Here is a 17,162-nt window from a genome sequence, read left to right as displayed (position 1 = left end):
CCGAGCACCCGGTCCGACGCGCGGCGCGAGGAGCCACGATGGCGGAGCAGGACGACCTGGTCCGCGTGCTCGACGAGTTCAGCACGGCCGTCGTCGACGACCTCGACACCCGGCAGGTGCTCGAGCGCCTCGCCGACGCCGCGCGCGTGCTCGTCGGGGTCGACGCCGCAGGTGTGATGGTGCCCGGCGCCGACGGGCTGGTCCGGCTCGTCTTCGCCCATGCGGGCGACGCGGACGCGCTCGCGCGGCTGCAGGAGGAGCTCCAGGAGGGGCCGTGCCTCGAGGCCGAGCTGACCCGCCGCACGGTCGACGTCGCGCACCTGACGACGCAGGGCCGGTGGCCGCGGTGGCAGCACCGGGCGGAGCAGCTCGGCGTGCAGGCGGTCACCAGCGTGCCGCTGCTCGGCCGCGGCCGGTGCTGGGGCGTGCTGGACCTGTACCGGCACGAGGCCCGGGCCCTGACGGAGCCCGAGCTGCTGCGGGTCACCCGGCTCGCGCGTCTGGCGACCTCGTACCTCGTCGTCGCCGCGGACCGGGACGACGCCCGGCGCGCGCGCGAGGAGCTGGCGCACCGGGCCATGCACGACCCGCTGACGGACCTGCCGCTGCGGTGGGTGCTCGAGGAGCGGCTCGCCGCAGCGCTGGCGCGGGCCGAGCGCACCCGGGCGACGGTCGCCGTGCTCTTCCTCGACGTGGACGACCTCAAGCCGGTGAACGACACGTGGGGGCACGCCGCGGGTGACGAGCTCCTGCGGGCCGTCGCCGCACGGGTTTCCGCGCTGCTGCGCACCACGGACACGGTGGCCCGCGTCGGCGGCGACGAGTTCGTCGTCCTGCTCGAGGACGTCGACGGGGTCGCGGGCGCCGCGGAGGCGGCACGGCGGATCAGCACGCGGCTGGGCGAGCCCGTGCAGGTCGCCGGACGCCGGCTCGACCCGAGCGTCAGCACCGGGGTCGCGCTGTCCGTCGCCGGGGCGACGCCCGCCAAGGTGCTGCTCGCGCGGGCCGACTCCGCCATGTACGCCGCCAAGCGTGGCGGCCGCGGCCTCGTCGAGGTCGACGACTCCGCCGCCCCGGCCGCGACGCCGCCCTCGGGCCTGGCGGTCGCGACCGCCCCGGCGGCCGTCGGGCCCACCGCTGCCGCCTCCCCGACCACGTCGGCACCGACCGCGTCGGCACCGCCCGACCCGGTGGTCGTCTCCGCCGCCGACCTGCGGGCCGCCCTGACCGACGGCCGGCTGGAGCTGCACTACCAGCCCGTCCTCGTGCTCGCCCCGGACAGTCGATCGGACGGAGTGACCGACGGCGTGGCCGGACGACGCGGCGGCGCGTGGTCGACGGGCGACGGCGAGGCGGCGGTCTGGGCCGTGGAGGCCCTCCTGCGCTGGCACCACCCGAGCGCCGGGCTGCTGGCGGCGGCACGGTTCGTCGACCTCGCCGAGCAGCACGGGCTCCTCGTCGGGATCGGGCGGTGGGTGCTCGACGAGGCGTGCCGCCAGCTCGCCGCCTGGGACGCCGAGCTCGGTCCCGGGACCGTGCCGCGGGTGTTCGTCAACGCCTCCGCCGGCGAACTGGCGGACCCCGGCCTCCTCGAGGCGGTCGCCGGCGCCCTCGGCCGCCGGGACCTCGACCCCGCGCGGCTCACCGTGGAGGTCACCGAGTCGGGCCTGCTCCAGGAGCACGCGCGCGCGACCCTGCGGGGGCTCGAGGCGCTCGGGTGCGGGCTGGCCATCGACGACCTCGGTGCCGGCTGGTCGTCGCTGGGCCGCGTCATGGACCTGCCGCGCGCGACGCTCAAGGTCGACCGGTCCATCACCGCGGCGCTCGTCGAGCGGCCGGAGGCGTCGGCCGTGGTGTCCGCGGTGCTCCTGCTCGGGCGCAGCCTCGGCAGCCCGGTGGTGCTGGAGGGGGTGGAGGACGAGGCGACGCTCGCCGCCGCGCGCCGCCTCGGCGCCCGGCACGTGCAGGGCTACCTGCTCGGCCGCCCCGGCCCGGCCGACGCGCTGTCCGCCCGCGTCCTGCGGGGAGCCGCCGGTGGCTGACGTCGGCTGCGCAGTCCTGGTGCGGCTGCCTCAGCCGGCCGCGCGCACGTGGGCGGGGAGCCCGTGGACGTCCGCAGCCGGCCGCTGCGCGACCAGGCGTCCGGTCGACCGGTGCGCCAGCGCCACCACCCGTGCCTGCGGCAGGGTCGCCGGGGCTGCGGTGGTAGAGGCCGACGCGCCCTCGACCCCCTCCATCGGCCGCACCCTGCGCTTCGACCGGCCCACGACGACGAGCGTCAGCACCGCGATCGGCCCGTTGACGGCACAGGGCGCCGCGACCCAGAAGGAGCCGATGCCGACCCCGTACACGGTCCACATGACGTTGCCGACGAGCGCGACGGCGAACGAGGCCAGGGAGATGCCCTGGAGCGCGGACGGCTCCCGCCGGTGACGCCAGACGTGCCGGGCGTGCGGGAGCCCGCCCACCAGACCGGTGATCGAGGCGAGGAGGCCGGCGGTGGCGATGACGTCGTGCACGGGACGAGCTCGTTCCTGGACGGGGCACGGTGGTGCCCGGGATTCGGGTGGTGCGTGGGCCGGTCGGACCCACCACGTCCCATCGGCTCCCGGCGTCACCCGATCAAGTGGTCCGCCGGTGCGGCGTGCTCACCCCGCACCGGCGTGTCCTCGCCGACACGCCGGTGCCCGGACCTCCGGTCCTCCGTACGCCGCACCGGCCCGCCACTCACGTGCGGGCCGGTGCGGCGTCACGGCCATCAGTAGGTGAAGCAGGTGAGGAACTCGAGGCTGTCGCGGGCGAACTCGGCGTCGGCCGGGGCCCCGTCGCGCTCGACCACGTACAGCTTCACCTTGCCTTGAGCCGCCTGCAGGATCGGCGCCCAGTCGATCTCGCCCTCGCCGACGTCGGACGGGATGCCGCGGGCGTCACCGTTGAGGTCGCCGTCCTTGATGTGCAGCAGCTCGATGCGGTCGCCGTGCTCCTCGATCAGCGCCGCGACGTCGACGCCGGCGTCGGCGGCCCAGAACACGGTGGTGCGTCGTGCGATGGTGCGGTCGTGCAGCCCGGGCCGGCCGGCGCGTGCGGGGCACGGCCGGCCGGACCGGGACGGTCAGCGGGTGCTGAACGCCGCGTCGAAGGACGCGGTGGGCGGGTCGAAGGCCAGCCGCCGGACGAAGGCCAGGGCCTCCGGTGCCCCGACGAGCCGGTCCATGCCGGCGTCCTCCCACTCCACGGAGATGGGGCCGTCGTACCCGATGGTGTTGAGCATCCGGAAGCAGTCCTCCCACGGCACGTCGCCGTGGCCGGTGGAGACGAAGTCCCAGCCGCGCCGCGGGTCCGCCCAGGGCAGGTGCGAGCCCATCCGGCCGTTGCGGCCGTTGCCAACCCGGCGCTTCGCGTCCTTGCAGTCCACGTGGTAGATCCGGTCCTTGAAGTCCCAGAGGAACCCGACCGGGTCGAGGTCCTGCCACACGAAGTGGCTGGGGTCCCAGTTGAGGCCGAACGCCTCCCGGTGCCCGATGGCCTCCAGCGCGGCGACGGTCGTCCAGTAGTCGTAGGCGATCTCGCTCGGGTGGACCTCGTGGGCGAACCGGACCCCGACCTCGTCGAACACGTCGAGGATGGGGTTCCAGCGGTCGGCGAAGTCCCGGTACCCCGCGGCGACGAGCTCCTCCGAGGCAGGCGGGAACATCGCCACGTACTTCCAGATCGACGAGCCCGTGAAGCCGACGACCGTCTTCACGCCGAGCCGCGCCGCCGTGCGGGCGGTCAGCTTCATCTCCTCGGCCGCCCGCTGCCGGACGCCCTCGGGGTCACCGTCGCCCCACACGACGTCCGGGAGCATGTCCCGGTGCCGCTGGTCGATGGGGTCGTCGCAGACCGCCTGACCTTTGAGGTGGTTGGAGATCGCGAAGAGCTGCAGGCCGTGCTTCTCCAGGACGTCGAGCTTGCCCTGGATGTACGCGTCGTCCTCAGCCCCCCGCCAGACGTCGAGGTGGTCCCCCCAGCAGGCCACCTCGAGCCCGTCGTAGCCCCACCCCGAGGCCAGCCGGCAGACCTCCTCGAACGGCAGGTCCGCCCACTGCCCCGTGAACAGCGTCACCGGTCGTGCCACGTCACTCGCTCCTGTCCCCGTCGGGCGTGCCCGACGCGTCGTCCTCGATGGCGGTCCACGTGCTGCCGGCCGCCGCGCTGCGCTCCACGGCGTCCAGCACCCGCTGCACCTGCAGGCCGTCGTCGAACGACGGCTCCGGCTGCGTCCCGTCCGCGAGCGCCCGCACGAGGTCGACCGCCTGGTGCACGAACCCGTGCTCGTACCCGAGCCCGTGCCCCGCCGGCCACCACGCGCCGACGTACGGGTGGTCGGGCTCGGTGACGTAGATGCGCCGGAACCCGGCCGTGCGGCCCTCGTCGGACGCCTCGTACAGGTGCAGCACGTTCATGTCCTCGAAGTCGAAGGCGATCGAACCCGCGGTGCCGTTGATCTCCAGCCGGATCGCGTTCTTGCGGCCCCACGCCATGCGCGTGGCTTCGAAGGTGGCGATGCCGCCGCCGTCGAGCCGGGCGAGGAACACGGCGGCGTCGTCGACGGTCACCGGCCCCGTGCCCTGGCCGCCGACCCCGTGCAGCGCCGACCCGCCCTCGGCCGCCACCGGCCGCTCGTGGACGAACGTCTCCAGCAGGGCGCTGACGCCGGTGAGCCGCTCGCCCGTGATGAACTGCGCGAGGTCGACGGCGTGCGCGCCGATGTCGCCCAGCGCGCCCGATCCGGCCTTCTGCTTGTCGAGCCGCCACGACAGCGGCGACGACGGGTCGGCCAGCCAGTCCTGCAGGTACTGCGCACGCACCTGCCGCACGGCCCCGATCCGCCCTTCGGCGACGAGCTGCCGTGCCAGGGCCACCGCCGGCACGCGGCGGTAGGTGAACCCGACCATCGCCAGGACCCCGTGCTCGGCGGCCCGTCGGGCGGCGGCCGCCATCTGCTCGGCCTCCGCCACCGTGTTGGCCAGCGGCTTCTCGCACAGGACGTGCTTGCCTGCCTCGAGCGCCGCGATGGCGATCTCGGCGTGGGTGTCGCCCGGCGTGCAGACGTCGACGAGCTGCACGTCGTCGCGGACGAGCAGCTTGCGCCAGTCCGTCTCCCACCCGTCCCAGCCCAGCCGCTCGGCCGCGGCGCGCGTGGCCTCGGCCCGCCGCCCCGCGACGACGACCATCCGCGGCGTCAGCGGCAGGTCGAAGAACCGCGGCGCCACGCGCCACGCCTGGGAGTGGGCGGCCCCCATGAAGGCGTGGCCCACCATCCCGACGCCGAGGGTCGTCCCCGGCCCGGTCTCGCTCATCCCTGCTCCCCTCGTGCGTGCGGCCGCTCCTGCGGCACGTCAGGACTCGAACGCGGTCGGCAGGTACTTGTCGACGTTCTCCGCCGTCACGACGGGCGCGTAGAGCTGGATCGTCCGCGGGATCTCGACCTCGACGAGGTCACCCAGAGCCTTGCCCTGGACCGCGAGGCGGGCCAGCCGGATGCCGTCGGCGGCCTGCGTCGAGGGGTACACGACCGTCGCCTTGAGGACGGAGTCGCCCGCCTGGATGGCCTCCATCACCTGCTGCGAGCCGGCGCCGCCGACCATGATGAACTCGTCGCGGCCCGCCTCCTCGATGGCGGCCATCACGCCCACGCCCTGGTCGTCGTCGTGGTTCCAGAGGGCGTCGATCTGCGGCGCCGCCTGCAGCAGGTTCGCCGCGGCGGCCTGGCCGCCCTGGACGGTGAAGTCGGCGGCGACGCGGTTGCTCACCTCGAGCCCGCAGTCCTCCAGCGCGTCGGCGAAGCCCTGGCTGCGGTCCTGCGTCAGCGGCAGCGAGTCGATGCCCGCGATCTCGGCGACGACGGCGTCGGGCTGGTCGCCGAGCTGCTCGCAGATGTACGTGCCGGCGGAGACGCCCATGCCGTAGTTGTCGCCCAGCACGGTGGCGCGGGCCGCGAACGGGCTGGAGAACTCGCGGTCGACGTTGATGACCGTGATGCCGGCCTCCATCGCCTGCGTCGCGACCTCGGTGAGCGCGGCGCCGTCGAAGGGCAGGAGCACGATCGCGTCGACGCCGTCGTTGATGAACTGCTCGACCTGGCTGATCTGGAGGTTGACGTCGTTGGTGCCCTCGGCGACGCGGAGCTCGACGTCCTCGTAGCGCTCGGCCTCGGCGCGGGCGGCGGCCGTGATGGCGCCCATCCAGCCGTGGTCGGCGGCGGGGGCCGAGAACCCGATGACGACCGTGTCGCCGGTCTCGTCGTTGCCCGTCGCGGCGACGGGGGCGGGCGCGGCGGCGGCCGAGCCCTCGTCCTCCTCGACCGGCGTGTTGGACGTGCAGCCGGCGACGAGCAGCGCGCCGGCGGCGAGGGCGCCGGCCGTGGTGAACCAGCGGCGGCGGAGCGGGGTGCGAGCAGACATGAGTGTCCTCCTTGACAGGGTGTGCGGGTACGACGAGCGGGTGCGACGGGCGGGTCGACGTCCGAGGACGACGAGCAGGGGACGCCGGCGGAGGGCGCGGCGGCGGAGCGTCAGGTGCGCCGGGCGCGGGCCGCGAACTGCTGCTGCAGCAGCACGGCGACGACGATGATCAGGCCCTTCGCGACGGACTGTGCCGACGTCGAGAGGTTGTTGATGACGAACACGTTCGTGAGGGTCGTGAAGATGAGGACGCCCAGGACGGTCCCGACGATCGTGCCGCGGCCCCCGGCCAGCAGGGTCCCGCCGACGACGACGGCCGCGATGGCGTCCAGCTCGTAGAGCGAGCCGTGCGTCGAGGAGCCCGACGTCGTCCGGGCGAGCATGAGCACGGCCGCGATGCCCGCGGTGACGCCGGCCAGGACGTAGAGGTACATCGTGTGCCGCTTGACCCGGATGCCCGCGAGCCGGGCGGCCTCGGGGTTGCCGCCGACGGCCAGGGTTCGGCGACCGAACGTCGTGCGGTTGAGCAGGAACCAGCCCGCGACCGCCACGGCGGCGAAGATCCAGATGGACACCGAGATGCCGAGGATGCTGGACCGGAACACGTCGAGGAAGCCGTCCACCTCGACGATCTGCGTCTGCCGGTTCGCGATGATCTCCGCCAGCCCGCGGGCACCGACGAGCATCGCGAGCGTCGCGATGAACGCCACGACCCGGCCGTAGGCGATGAGGACGCCGTTGACCAGCCCGCACACGGCCCCGACGGCCAGGGCCGTGAAGACCATGACGAACCAGCCGCTGCTCTCCGCCATCGTCTGGGTCGCGACGGTGCTCGCCCAGATCGAGGCCAGGCCCAGCACGGACCCGACCGACAGGTCGATCCCGCCACCGGTGATGACGAAGGTCATCCCGACGGCCAGCACGCCGTAGATCGCGGCCTGCCGCAGGATCGTCATCGCGTTGTCGAGGCTGGCGAACCGCTCGCCCCCGGTGAGCGCGCCGACGGCGCAGAGCACGACCAGGGCGATGACCAGCCCGACCATGCGGCCGGCGCCACCGGCGAGCGGGTTGCGCGAGCGCGTGGCGGGCGCAGCGCCGGTCGTCGCCCCGCCGCGCTGCAGCGGGGTCGGGCGGTCGGGGTCGGGCGGGACGCTGCCGGCCGTCGCCAGCGAGGGCGGCAGGGACGAGGACTCGCTCACGCGGCACTTCCTTCCATGACGAGGTCGAGCACGCGGTGCTCGTCGATCTGGTCGGCGGGGCCGCTGTGCAGGACGCGGCCCTCCGCCACGACGAGGACGCGGTCGGCCAGGCCGAGCACCTCGTCGATCTCGCTGGACACGACGACGACCGCGGCGCCGCGGGCGGCGAGGGCGTCGACGAGGGCGTAGATCTCGGCGCGCGCGCCGACGTCGACGCCGCGGGTGGGCTCGTCGAGCAGCAGGACCTCGCAGCCGTGCACGAGCCAGCGGGCGAGCATGATCTTCTGCTGGTTGCCGCCGGACAGCGTCCGGGTGACCCGGTCCGGGTCGGCCGGACGCAGCTCGAGGGCGTCGATCTGCTCGCGGGCGGTGCGCCGCTCGGCACGCTCGTCGAGCACCGGACCCGTGGCGAAGCGGCCGAACGTCGACAGGGTGACGTTGCGGTAGATGGGCTCGTCGAGCAGCAGACCCTGGCTCTTGCGCTCCTCCGGCGCGAGGCCGATGCCGCTCGCGACCGCCGCGGGGACCGAGCCCGGACGGAGCTCCTTGCCACCCACGCGGACCCGTCCGGCGGTCGCCCTCCGCGCGCCGTAGACCGTCTCGAGGATCTCGGAGCGGCCAGACCCGACGAGGCCCGCGAGCCCGACGACCTCCCCCGGCCGGACGGAGAAGGAGACGTCGGAGAAGACGCCGCGCAGCCCGAGGCCCTCGACCTCGAGCAGCGGCGCGACGTCGGGGGCGACGCTCCGGCGCGGCGGGAACACCTGCTCCACGGCGCGGCCGGTCATGAGCCGGATGAGCTCGGACGTGGGGGTCGTGGCGACGGGCAGGCCGGTCGCGACGGTCCGCCCGTCCTTGAGGACCGTGATGCGGTCACCGATCTGGCGGATCTCCTCGAGCCGGTGGGAGATGTAGACGACCGCGACGCCGGCAGCCGTCAGCTCGCGGACCACGCGGAAGAGGTTGGCGACCTCCTCGGAGTCCAGGACCGCCGAGGGCTCGTCCATGACGATGAGCTTCGCCTCGTGCGACAGGGCGCGACCCATGCTGACGACCTGCTTGCCGGCGGCCGACAGGTGCCCGACCTCGCGGCCCGGCGGGATGTCCCCGTGACCGAGCCGCCGCAGGATGTCCCGGGTCCGGGCGTGCAGCTCCCGGCGCCGGGTGATCCCGCCCCGGGCGAGCTCGTGGCCGAGCCAGATGTTCTCCGCGACCGTCAGGCCGTCGACGACGTCGAGCTCCTGGTACATGGTGGCGACACCGGTAGCCAGCGCGGCCACGGGCGACGCGAGCGTGACCTCCTGCCCCTGCCACTCGACGGTGCCGCGCGTGGGCCGGTGGGCGCCGGCGAGGACCTTGATGAGCGTGGACTTGCCGGCGCCGTTCTGCCCCAGGAGGCAGTGCACCTCGCCGGCACGGACCTCGAGGTCCACCCCGTCGAGCGCCTTCACGCCGGCGAAGTGCTTGGCGATGTCCCGCATCCGCAGGAGGACCGGCTCACCCGTCGTGGGGGGCGCGGTGCGTCCCGGGGCCTCGGCGCCCCGGCCGTCGTCGTCGACCATGCGAGGACCGTGGCAGAGGTTCTGCCAGACGTCAAGCAAAAGTTGCTACCCGCTCGACGAGAAGCGCTGCCGCGATCGGCGGATGTGCTTGACTGCGCCCATGGCCACCAGCGCGCCGCGGGCCGGCGACCTCAGCGCCACGCTGCAGCTGCTGCGCGACGGCCGACCCCGCACGCGCGCCGAGCTCGCCACCCTGTCCGGCCAGGCCCGCTCGACCGTCGCGATGCGCGTCGACCAGCTGCTCTCCTCCGGTCTCGTCGCGCCGACGGGCGAGGCGGCCTCCACCGGCGGGCGGCCGCCGGCCACCTTCGCGTTCAACCCGGCGGCGCGCGTCGTCCTCGCGGTCGACCTGGGGGCGACGCACGCGCGTGTCGCCGTCACCGACCTGGCCGCGACGGTCCTGGCCGAGCACCTCGAGGTCGTCGCCATCGCCGAGGGCCCCGAGGTCGTGCTGGACCTGGTCGCGCGGGTCGCCCACGACCTGCTGGCCCGCACCGGCCGGTCCGCGTCCGAGCTCGTCGGCGTCGGGGTCGGCCTGCCCGGTCCCGTGGACCACGAGACGGGCCGTCCGACGAACCCGCCGATCATGCCGGGGTGGGACGGCGCCGACGTGGCCGGACGGCTGCAGGAGCTGCTGGGTCCGGCACCCGTGCCCGTGCCCGTGCTCGTCGACAACGACGTGAACGTCATGGCGCTGGGCGAGCACGCTGCGGAGTTCCGCGACGTCGACCACCTGCTGTTCGTCAAGGTGGCCACGGGCATCGGCGCCGGCATCATCAGCGACGGCGGCATCCGGCGGGGTGCGCAGGGCGCCGCGGGGGACCTGGGGCACGTCGCCGTGCCCGGCGGTCCGGCGGTCGTGTGCCGCTGCGGCAACACGGGGTGCCTCGAGGCGGTCGCCAGCGGCCGCGCCGTGGCGGCCGAGCTGGCCGCGCACGGCCTGGCGGCGTCGACGAGCACGGAGGCCGTCGCCCTGGTCCGCGCGGGCGACCTCACGGCCACCGCTGCCGTCCGCGAGGCGGGGCGCCGGCTGGGGTCGGTGCTCGCCGTGTGCGTGAGCATGCTCAACCCGTCGGTCATCGTCATCGGCGGCAGCCTGGCCGAGGCCGGCGAGCACCTGCTGGCCGGCATCCGCGAGGTGGTCTACCGGCGGTCGCTGCCCCTGGCGACGCAGCACCTGCGCATCGTCACGAGCCGCACGGGTGGCCGCGCCGGCGTGCTCGGCGCCAGCACGATGGCGATCGAGCACGTCCTGGCCGGCGAGACGCTCGACGCGCTGATCTAGGGTCGGCACGTGCCCGACGCCCTCTCCCCCACGTCCGACGCCGCACCCCCCGCCGGACCTGCCGCCGTCCTACCAGGCATGCCGCTCGGCGACCTGCCGCTCGACCCCAGGACGCAGGCCGTCGTCGTCGCCGCGGGCGTCGGCCCGCTGACGGCGCTGCACCACGCTCCGGACGGCCCGCCCGCCGGCGTCGTGCTCGTCGTCCCGGGCTACACGGGGACCAAGGAGGACCACCGCCTCCTGCTGCCGGAGCTCGCACGGCTGGGCTGGGACGCGTGGACGTACTCCCAGCGCGGTCAGGGCGACTCCACCGGCCCGGACGGCGAGGACGGGTACGGGATGGACCTCCTGGCCGACGACGTCGCGGAGGTCGCACGGGCAGTGCTGGCGGCATCGGGCACCGGCGCGACGCAGGTGCACCTCGTCGGGCACAGTTTCGGCGGGCTCGTCGCGCGAGCCGCGGTGGTCGCGCACCCCGAGCTGTTCGCCACGGTCACGCTGCTGTGCTCGGGCCCGCACGGCTGGGAGGGCCGCAAGGCGGAGGAGCGCGAGATGCTGCTGGCCAACCCGCACGTCGACCTCTGGCGGCTGACGAACCCGCAGCGTGCGCACCTGCCCGACGACGACCTGCCGCCGTTCGACGCCTTCCTGCGCCTGCGCGCCGAGCTGACGCACCACGACCAGCTCCTGGCCGCCATCGACCACCTCGCGGACCTCACCGACCGGACCGAGGAGCTCGCAGCCACGGGCGTCCCGGCCGCCGTCGTCTTCGGCGAGCACGACGACGCGTGGCCCCAGGAGTGGCAGCGCGCCATGGCGGCGCGGCTCGGCGCCCCGGTCGTCGTCGTGCCGGGCACGGGCCATTGCCCGAACGAGGACGACGCCCCGTCCACGGCAGCGGTCCTCGACGCGTTCTGGCGCGGGACGTCCGGCCTCGCCTCCTGACGACGCGCGGGGGGGGACAGCCGGTCGGCCGGTGGCTCTCGGCACCCTCCGCCGAGATGCCATGGATGCGGGGCGTCCACCGGCGTGTCGTGGTATCTCGCGGCAGGTCGGAGAACCTTCGTACCGGGCGCGGTGACCCGGACACCCGCTCCGCGGCCGCGGTCCTACGATGCACGGCATGGACGGCGTGCTGATCCTCGCGGTGGTGCTGGTCGTCATCGCTCTCGGCGGGGCCGCCCTGGCGCTGCTGCTGACGGTCGGCACGCTGGTCCTGCGGGTGGCCTTGCTGCGTGGGCTGCTGGAGCTCCTGCGCGGTGGCGGCACGGCGCCGCGCCGGCGCACCTGAGGCACGACGAGCGGGCGCAAACTCCGGCGATGGCGGCCACGACCTCGGTGACAGCCCCTCGGAGTGCGTGGCGGTGACCGTTCTGGGCCGTCCGGGTGATTCGTCCACAGGGCGCAGCGAGTGGGTCGGGGAGCGTCGGTAACCTCCGGCGGTATGGGGGTCCTCCGCCGCAGCACGCGGCTCTGGTGCGCGCTCGCGGCGCTGCCGGTGCTGGTGGGCTGCTCGACGACGACGGCGCCGGCAGCAACGGTCGCCGCGACGGTCCCGTCAGGCTCGCCGACCGCCGAGGTGTCCGCGGCGCCGACCGGTGCGGCACCGCCGGCGGTTCCGGCGCCCCCCACGGCGCCTCCCGCCGATCCCTCCGAGCAGGGCGCCGTCGACGCGGCCGTGTACTTCACCGAGCTGTACGGCTACGTCGCGGCGTCCCGCGACCTGACCGAGTGGCGCGCCATGAGCGACCCGGAGTGCGTCTTCTGCGCCTCCGTCATGGACACCATGCTGCAGGACGGCACCACCACCGAGGGGGCACAACTCGTCGTTGAGAGCGCCGAACTCGTGGGAGTCAACCAGGACGGCCTGGCGCTCGTGCACCTCGAGATCGAGCAGCAGCCGTGGCGCACGCTGGACGGAGAAGGTCGCGAGGTCGACACCGGCGAAAGCAACGTCGGGAGCGTCGACACGGTGCTCCACGTCGTCGACGGGCGGTGGATCGTGCTCGAGTACACGCCAAAGGACGGCGGCGCGTGAGTCGTGCTGTGTTCACGGGCGTTGTGCTAATGCTGCTAGTGACGTCGGTTGATTCGGACGTCTTCGGCAAAGCCGCACGCGAGTCAATCGACGTGTGGGGAGGGCGAGCGGCGCGCGGCGGACAGCATCCGGTCGCGACCAGCCCTAGTCAGGAACGCGAGACGCACCCCGGCGGTCTCTGCTACGGCGCGGGCGCAACGCTGCTCGACCAGCCGACCCAGTGCCCGCCAGGCCGTCAGGCGCAGGCACTGCCCTGCGCGGACGACGAGACCGTCGTGCCGCCGTCCTGGTCCCGCCCCGCCGGCTCCACCGGGCGGTGGACGCTCGACAACGGCTGGCTCTGCCGGGCCGACGCGGCCGCGGTGCCCGTGCTGACCGAGGCCGACTTCCGACGACTGCCGCTGCCCGCACCCACCGCCGCGACCCAGCCCGCCACGGGCGACGTGCTGGTCAACATGCCCCTGGTCCTCACCGTCGACCCCGCACCCGCGACGCTCACCACCACGCTGCTCGGCCGGACCGTCGAGGTGCAGGCGACCCCGACCTCGTGGACCTGGGCCTTCGGCGACGGCACCGCGCCCCTGACCACCACCAGCCCTGGGCACACCTGGCCGCACGCCGACGTCACCCACACCTTCACCACCGCCGGCCCCGCGACCGTCCGCTGCACGACGACCTGGACCGGCCGCTACCGCGTCGCCGGCACCAGCACGTGGCTCGACGTCCAGGGCACCGCCACCACGAGCGCCGACCTCCCGACCAGGACCGTCGTCGAGCGCACCGCCCACCTCACCGGCTGACGCGCGAGGTCCTCGTCGTCGTCAGATGTCCTGCACCTCCCGTACGGCGACGCGCGGCGCCGCCCGACGACCTCGGAGCCGCGCCGACGGCGCTTTCGTCCCTCGGATCCTCGACGCCGCCGGGCGTGGTGACGCCTGGCCCGACCACATCGATCGGTACCGCGTCGCGAGGGCCGTCGTGGGTGAGGTCTGCGCACCGGCTGTCGTCCGTGGCGGCCTGGTGCGGAGAGCGGGGCGTGGACGACGTGTCCAGCGCGAGACACCGCCGGGAGACGCTCCGGTGCCGTCGCTCCGCACCGACCCGCCACGCGGCGGTCTCGAGCCGTCGCACGGACGCCTTCCACGGAGCAACAGCCCCGACGGTGGTCGCTCGCTGCGGCAGACGCCGGACCGAGCGGCGTGTCGTGGCCGACACGCCGCCCTCCGGCCTCTGGTACCGCTGGACGCCGCACCGACGGACCACCGCCGACCGCTGAGTCCGGCACCCGGCCGGGGCCTCGAGCGCCTCGAGCGCCTCGAGCGCCTTGAGGGCGCTCTCGTCATCTCCTACGCCGTCAGAGCTGGCGGCCCGTGCAGGTCGAGGTGCACGGAGTCGCCCACAGCGTGGTCAGCGGCGCGAAGGTGCTGGAGCGCACGAGCCGCTGCCCGTACGGCCCGGTGCGCCGGTCCGCGGGCGGGGTGGCCGACGAGGAAGGTGGCGTGGTCGGCGCCGTCGTCGGCGAGGTACCCGGCGAGGTACCCGGAGATGTGCCCGGAGACGTGCCCGGAGACGTGCCCGGAGACGTGCCGGGCGTGGTGCCCGGGGTCGTCGCCGGCGGCGTCCCAGGGGCAGCCGGGGCGGTGGTCGGCGGTGGCGTCGTGCCGGGCGTCGTGCCCGGCACCACGTAGGTCAGCCCCGGGGACAGCACGCTCGTCCGACCGGTCGCGTGCACGGTCACGTCGTACGTCCCGGCGACGAGGGCCGGCGCGACGAACACGAGCGTCGTGCTCGTCGCCGCCACCACCCGGGCGTTCCCGGTCGCGCCCACGCGCACCGCCGCGCCCTGCAGGCCCGTTCCGGTGAGCTGGACGGTCTGGCCGCCGGCCGTCGACACGTGCCGCGGCGTCATCGCGGTGACCGCGAAGTCGCCGACGGACGGGTAGGTGACGGAGTCCGGCCCGGGTGCTGATCCGGCCGGCGGGGTCGACGGCACGGTACCGGGCGCGACGGGTGGCGTGCCCGGTGCGGTGGCGGGCGGGGTCGCCGGCGAGGTGGCCGGCGGCGACGCAGGTGCCGTGGCGCCCGGCGTCGTCACGCCCGGACCAGGCGAGACAGGTCCCGCTCCGGGCGGTGTGGTGCCACCCGGTACCGGCTGGGAACCGGGTGTCGTCGGCGCCGGCGCGGTACGCGGGGTCGTCGGACCGGGCGTCGTCGGCGCGGGCGACGTCGCGCCAGGCGATGTCGCACCGGGCGTGGTCGTACCGGGCGTGGTCGTACCGGGCGTGGTCGTGGGGGGCGTGGTCGTGGGGGGCGTGGTCGGGTTCGTCGGGCTCGTCGGGCTCGAGGCGACCGCCACCACGAGGGGTGCGGCCACCGGCCGCGCCAGCGCGGTTCCGTCCTTGGTCACCTGGACGGTCAGGGCGTAGCGCCCGTCGTACAGGGGGAGCTGCGGCGCGAGCGTCACGGCGCCCAGACCGGTCGGACCGGACGTGAGCGGGAAGCTCACGGTCCCGGCGTCGTCGGTGGTGCGCATCCGCCCGTCGAGGGTGACCTCCTGCCCCGCCACCGCCCACACCGCACCGGCGTCGGCCATGCCGAGCCCGAAGGTCACCTCGTAGCCGCCGGCACCGGCGTTCGTCGTCACGGCGACCTGCGGCGTAGCCATGACGGTCTGTCCGGCGGCGGTCGTCGTGGCGGTCATGGCCCCGAACCGGACCGCGGTCGAGGGTGCGGCGGTCGTCGGCAGCGACGCGGCGAGCGCGGTCAGGCTCAGCCGCCCGCCCGTCACCGACAGCCCCGCCAGCGCCGGCACCCGGTCGACGTCCGCCAGCAGCTGCTCCTTGACCCGGGCCGCGGTCCAGTCCGGGTGCGCGGCACGGTAGAGGGCGACCGCACCGGCGACGAGCGGCGCCGAGAAGGAGGTGCCCGACGCCGCCACGTACCCGCCGGACGGGGACGCGACGACGAGGAGCGTGCCCGGGGCCGACAGGTCGACGGTGGCCGCACCCCACGCGGAGAAGTCGGACCGCACGTCGGTCGCGGTGGTGGCACCCACGGTGATGACCGTCGGGCTCGGCGAGCTGGCGGGCCACGTCGGCGCGACCTCGCGGTCCGCGCGGTCGTTGCCGGCGGCCGCCACGACGAGCACGCCACGACGCTCGGCGTAGGCGACGGCGTCCACGAGCGCCGTCATGAAGCTGCCGGTCGGGACGCCGCCGAAGCTGCAGTTGACCACGTCGGCGCCCTGGTCGACCGCGTACCGGATGGCCTTCGCGGCGAGCCCGAAGTCCACCGTGCTGCCCGCACCGATGACCAGCGGCATGATGCGCGTCTCCGGCGCGATCCCGACGGTCCCGCGGCCGTTGGCCTGAGCAGCGACGACGCTCGCGACCTGGGTGCCGTGGTCCCCCGCTCCCGGTCCCTGGTCGATCGCCGCCGAGCCGGCGTAGAAGTTCCAGCCGTGGCAGTCGCCCGCGAGCCCGTTGCCATCCGCGTCCCGCGTGGTGTCGCAGGAGGGGTCGTCGGGGTTCGTCCACAGCGCGGCGGGGCCCAGGTCCTCGTGGTCGGTGTCGTAGCCCGTGTCGAGGACGGCGACGACCGTGCCGGCGCCGCGCAGCGCCGGCCACAGCGGAGGCGCGTCCACGTCCGCGTCGGGTCTGGCCGTCTGCCCGTACGCGTTGCTGCCCGTGTTCTCCAGGTGCCAGCCGTAGGCGGCGTAGTACGGGTCGTCGCGCGGGTCCAGCGCCGAGACGTGGGCGGTCGAGGACGTCTCGACGTCGCCGACGCCCGGCACGGCGGCCAGCCGGTCGGGCGTCAGCGTGGTCGTGACGAGGAGCGAGCCGTCGCCGAACCCGGAGTCCTGCGCGGCGACGACGCCGTCCACGGCCTCCAACGCCTCGACGAGCTCGGCCGACGTGGCGGGCACCGACGTGCCGGAGGTCGTCGTGCCCGTCGTCGGTGTCGCGGCCGTCGTCGGGGACGGGGTGGGCGAGCCGGGGAGCGCCTGCCCGTCGCCGCCGACGGACACCGCCATGGCTCCCGCCGCCGTGACGTAGAAGCCCGTGCCGCCGTTCATCTCGAGCACGCCGCCGGGCCCGAGGACGCGCTGGGCTTCCGCCAGCAACGTCGCGTCGAGGGGTGGCCGCGCCGACGGCTCGCCCGTCGATCGACCGGCCTCTCCCGTCGCCGCGATCGGGTCGCCGGTCGCGGCGGTCGTCGCGGCATCCACGGGCGTCTCCGCCACCGACCCCGCGGCAGAGGTGGCCGCCGCTGCCTGCGCCTCGTCGAGCCGCACGAGGAGCACGTGCGAGCCGTCCCCGGGCCCGTAGTGCCCGTCGAACACCGCGAGGGCGGGCGGCGCCTGCAGGACGCGCACCGCCGTGCCGAGCCCCGTGAACGCCAGAGCTCCTGCCACCACCGGTGCGACCGCCCGCCAGCGCCGTGCCGCCATCGTCCGTCCCCTCCTCGACCGGGCCTGCCCCGGTGCTCAGCAGGGTTGTCGGCGCCCGGGACGACGCGCGTGAACGCGAGGGGCGCGGCAGGTGGGCGACCTCGGATCCCGTTCGGGCGGCGGCTCCGCCGTCCGGGCGACGAGGCCACGAGCGCGAGGCCTCCCGCGGCGCTGCACCTGCG

At 75.0% G+C, this 17,162-nt stretch carries 14 protein-coding genes; 6 read left to right on the top strand and 8 right to left on the bottom strand.

Annotated features, from left to right (window positions below):
- Positions 1-38 precede the first annotated feature (38 nt).
- Positions 39-2,042, top strand: a complete 2,004-nt coding sequence (locus BM048_RS11805; protein WP_090033349.1) for a putative bifunctional diguanylate cyclase/phosphodiesterase — start codon at positions 39-41, stop codon at positions 2,040-2,042.
- 30 nt (positions 2,043-2,072) lie between these two features.
- Here BM048_RS11805 and BM048_RS11800 read toward each other — a convergent pair whose 3' ends face one another.
- The 7 genes from BM048_RS11800 to BM048_RS11770 form a co-directional block, all read right to left on the bottom strand.
- On the bottom strand, positions 2,073-2,519 hold the full coding sequence (locus BM048_RS11800) for a PQ-loop repeat-containing protein (protein ID WP_090033347.1): 447 nt from the start codon (positions 2,517-2,519) through the stop codon (positions 2,073-2,075).
- Positions 2,520-2,758: 239 nt separating this feature from the next.
- The gene (locus tag BM048_RS11795; RefSeq protein ID WP_090033346.1) at positions 2,759-3,031 is read right to left on the bottom strand and encodes a sugar phosphate isomerase/epimerase; all 273 of its coding nucleotides are present in this window, start codon (positions 3,029-3,031) and stop codon (positions 2,759-2,761) included.
- Positions 3,032-3,112: 81 nt separating this feature from the next.
- Complete coding sequence (locus BM048_RS11790; RefSeq protein WP_090033345.1) at positions 3,113-4,117, bottom strand: sugar phosphate isomerase/epimerase family protein; 1,005 nt, start codon at positions 4,115-4,117, stop codon at positions 3,113-3,115.
- A 1-nt stretch (position 4,118) separates the two neighbouring features.
- On the bottom strand, positions 4,119-5,342 hold the full coding sequence (locus BM048_RS11785; protein WP_090033343.1) for a Gfo/Idh/MocA family protein: 1,224 nt from the start codon (positions 5,340-5,342) through the stop codon (positions 4,119-4,121).
- 39 nt (positions 5,343-5,381) lie between these two features.
- Positions 5,382-6,446: a substrate-binding domain-containing protein gene (locus BM048_RS11780; RefSeq protein ID WP_090033342.1), complete on the bottom strand. Its 1,065-nt coding sequence runs from the start codon at positions 6,444-6,446 to the stop codon at positions 5,382-5,384.
- A gap of 110 nt (positions 6,447-6,556) precedes the next feature.
- Entirely contained in the window at positions 6,557-7,567 is a 1,011-nt protein-coding gene (locus BM048_RS11775) for an ABC transporter permease (RefSeq protein ID WP_239078824.1), read from the bottom strand.
- A gap of 74 nt (positions 7,568-7,641) precedes the next feature.
- Positions 7,642-9,126, bottom strand: a complete 1,485-nt coding sequence (locus BM048_RS11770) for a sugar ABC transporter ATP-binding protein (protein WP_239078825.1) — start codon at positions 9,124-9,126, stop codon at positions 7,642-7,644.
- A 181-nt stretch (positions 9,127-9,307) separates the two neighbouring features.
- On the opposite strand from BM048_RS11770, the gene BM048_RS11765 reads away from it, so the two are divergent.
- From BM048_RS11765 to BM048_RS11750, 5 genes are all read left to right on the top strand, one after another.
- Positions 9,308-10,492: an ROK family transcriptional regulator gene (locus BM048_RS11765; RefSeq protein ID WP_175499526.1), complete on the top strand. Its 1,185-nt coding sequence runs from the start codon at positions 9,308-9,310 to the stop codon at positions 10,490-10,492.
- 9 nt (positions 10,493-10,501) lie between these two features.
- The gene (locus BM048_RS11760) at positions 10,502-11,437 is read left to right on the top strand and encodes an alpha/beta fold hydrolase (protein ID WP_139224436.1); all 936 of its coding nucleotides are present in this window, start codon (positions 10,502-10,504) and stop codon (positions 11,435-11,437) included.
- Positions 11,438-11,615: 178 nt separating this feature from the next.
- Positions 11,616-11,783 carry a hypothetical protein gene (locus BM048_RS18240; protein WP_175499525.1) on the top strand — a complete coding sequence of 56 codons (168 nt, stop codon included), beginning with the start codon at positions 11,616-11,618 and terminating at the stop codon, positions 11,781-11,783.
- 153 nt (positions 11,784-11,936) lie between these two features.
- Positions 11,937-12,530 (top strand): DUF6318 family protein, encoded by a 594-nt coding sequence (locus BM048_RS11755; RefSeq protein ID WP_090033336.1) that lies wholly within the window; start codon positions 11,937-11,939, stop codon positions 12,528-12,530.
- 275 nt (positions 12,531-12,805) lie between these two features.
- On the top strand, positions 12,806-13,330 hold the full coding sequence (locus BM048_RS11750) for a PKD domain-containing protein (protein ID WP_090033335.1): 525 nt from the start codon (positions 12,806-12,808) through the stop codon (positions 13,328-13,330).
- 554 nt (positions 13,331-13,884) lie between these two features.
- Here BM048_RS11750 and BM048_RS11745 read toward each other — a convergent pair.
- On the bottom strand, positions 13,885-16,980 hold the full coding sequence (locus BM048_RS11745) for a S8 family serine peptidase (RefSeq protein ID WP_090033334.1): 3,096 nt from the start codon (positions 16,978-16,980) through the stop codon (positions 13,885-13,887).
- Positions 16,981-17,162: the final 182 nt, after the last annotated feature.

This window comes from Cellulomonas marina (assembly GCF_900111925.1).
GTDB classification, from domain to species: Bacteria; Actinomycetota; Actinomycetes; order Actinomycetales; family Cellulomonadaceae; genus Cellulomonas; species Cellulomonas marina.
The sequence above is the reverse complement of the archived record's forward strand: the minus strand, read 5'-3'. Positions and strand labels throughout refer to the sequence as shown.

What these genes read in the sequence shown, in the direction of transcription:
- BM048_RS11805 (WP_090033349.1), top strand. Translation starts at nt 39, where the DNA reads ATGGCGGAGCAGGACGACCTGGTCCGCGTGCTCGACGAGTTCAGCACG.
- BM048_RS11785 (WP_090033343.1), bottom strand. Translation starts at nt 5,342, where the DNA reads ATGAGCGAGACCGGGCCGGGGACGACCCTCGGCGTCGGGATGGTGGGC.
- BM048_RS11780 (WP_090033342.1), bottom strand. Translation starts at nt 6,446, where the DNA reads ATGTCTGCTCGCACCCCGCTCCGCCGCCGCTGGTTCACCACGGCCGGC.
- BM048_RS11770 (WP_239078825.1), bottom strand. Translation starts at nt 9,126, where the DNA reads ATGCGGGACATCGCCAAGCACTTCGCCGGCGTGAAGGCGCTCGACGGG.
- BM048_RS11765 (WP_175499526.1), top strand. Translation starts at nt 9,308, where the DNA reads ATGGCCACCAGCGCGCCGCGGGCCGGCGACCTCAGCGCCACGCTGCAG.
- BM048_RS18240 (WP_175499525.1), top strand. Translation starts at nt 11,616, where the DNA reads ATGGACGGCGTGCTGATCCTCGCGGTGGTGCTGGTCGTCATCGCTCTC.
- BM048_RS11755 (WP_090033336.1), top strand. Translation starts at nt 11,937, where the DNA reads ATGGGGGTCCTCCGCCGCAGCACGCGGCTCTGGTGCGCGCTCGCGGCG.
- BM048_RS11745 (WP_090033334.1), bottom strand. Translation starts at nt 16,980, where the DNA reads ATGGCGGCACGGCGCTGGCGGGCGGTCGCACCGGTGGTGGCAGGAGCT.